At 60.5% G+C, this 1,109-nt stretch carries 2 protein-coding genes; both read right to left on the bottom strand.

All coding sequences use genetic code 11. The annotated features are described in order from the left end of the window. Positions 1-476: 476 nt before the first annotated feature. Entirely contained in the window at positions 477-752 is a 276-nt protein-coding gene (locus ML01_RS26600; protein WP_058558381.1) for a type II toxin-antitoxin system RelE/ParE family toxin, read from the bottom strand. Then, the gene (locus ML01_RS26595) at positions 752-961 is read right to left on the bottom strand and encodes a hypothetical protein (RefSeq protein ID WP_058558380.1); all 210 of its coding nucleotides are present in this window, start codon (positions 959-961) and stop codon (positions 752-754) included. Before ML01_RS26595 ends, ML01_RS26600 begins: the two co-directional genes overlap by 1 nt. Positions 962-1,109: the final 148 nt, after the last annotated feature.

Here is a 1,109-nt window from a genome sequence, read left to right as displayed (position 1 = left end):
GCCTGAGATCCGAAGTCGGCGACGGAACGTCTGTCGTCGCGTGTTGGAGTTCTGCCAATCATTCGGTGTCTCGCTCGGCTTGAGGCGGGCGCCTCCGCCGTGGGAGGGGCTTCAGCCGCAACGCGCATCGGCACCATGCTGTTCTCGTGACACCGCTCCCGCGGTGTCACGCCTCTCCCGGCGCTCCCGCGCCCAACTCCGGCACGCGCGCCTCGCGGCGAAGCTAACCTGGCGTAGGCCGCGATTTGTGTCGTGATCTGTACATGGTTTGAGCTGCTTTGCGCGCCACCTTTCCCCTTGGTTGCGACGCCGCCATGCCGAGTCTATCCACCAAGGCCAGCTTCGCTGCGCTGGCGTACTGTGCGATGTTCACATTTCTGCGGAGATGCTTCAAGGCCGCGTCGCACAAGTACGTCGGGCGCGCACAGGGCATGGCCGGATCAGCGCATACGCCTGGCGTCAGCGCAACCTATGCACTATTCAATGCGCTTGAGATCGCGATAGAAGTTTTCATGCGGTCCAACCATCAGCAGCTTGACCGTGTTCTCGTCCAGCACCCGGTAGGCGAGCAGGGCCAGCCCGTTACCCATGCGAAATTTGTAGACTCTTACACCTGCAAGGTCACCGACCTTCATTTCACCTGCGTCCGGTTGGCGGCTGATCGAACGCACAGCTTCATCGAGCTTCGCCTTTTGCGTGCGGTGCATTTTCTTGACCGCGCGCGCAAAGGTAGGCGTGATAAGGAAGCGCATCAGCCGAACTGATACTCACCTTCCGGTTCTTCTTCATCGGCAAGCAGGATTTCGCGGATAACGCTGAAGGGCAAATCCGGATTCTCCGTAGCGATCTTACCGATCCGAGACCAGTATTCGATTTGTTTGGGTACCGAGCGATGCTCGACCGCGCCGTAGCGCTTGGCGCTCTCAACAAGCGGCTCAGGCAGCTTCACGTTGATGGACATGTGGACCTCCGCTTCAAGGCTTCATAGTAGCCCGTACAGGAACCCTAACGGAACCTGGACGGTTTAACTGAGAAAGCGCGGTTGGGCGGCCGTCAGGGTGCTTCCCCCGTGGGAGCGGCTTTAGCCGCGACAGGCGCGCGTGCCGCAA

The sequence above is a fragment of the Thiohalocapsa sp. ML1 genome, from assembly GCF_001469165.1.
Taxonomy (GTDB): Bacteria; Pseudomonadota; Gammaproteobacteria; order Chromatiales; family Chromatiaceae; genus Thiohalocapsa.
Note: the sequence above shows the minus strand (reverse complement) of the source record. Positions and strands in the feature narration are given on the sequence as shown.

Excerpts from the sequence above, each read along its gene's own strand:
- ML01_RS26600 (WP_058558381.1), bottom strand. The coding sequence starts at position 752 with ATGCGCTTCCTTATCACGCCTACCTTTGCGCGCGCGGTCAAGAAAATG.
- ML01_RS26595 (WP_058558380.1), bottom strand. The coding sequence starts at position 961 with ATGTCCATCAACGTGAAGCTGCCTGAGCCGCTTGTTGAGAGCGCCAAG.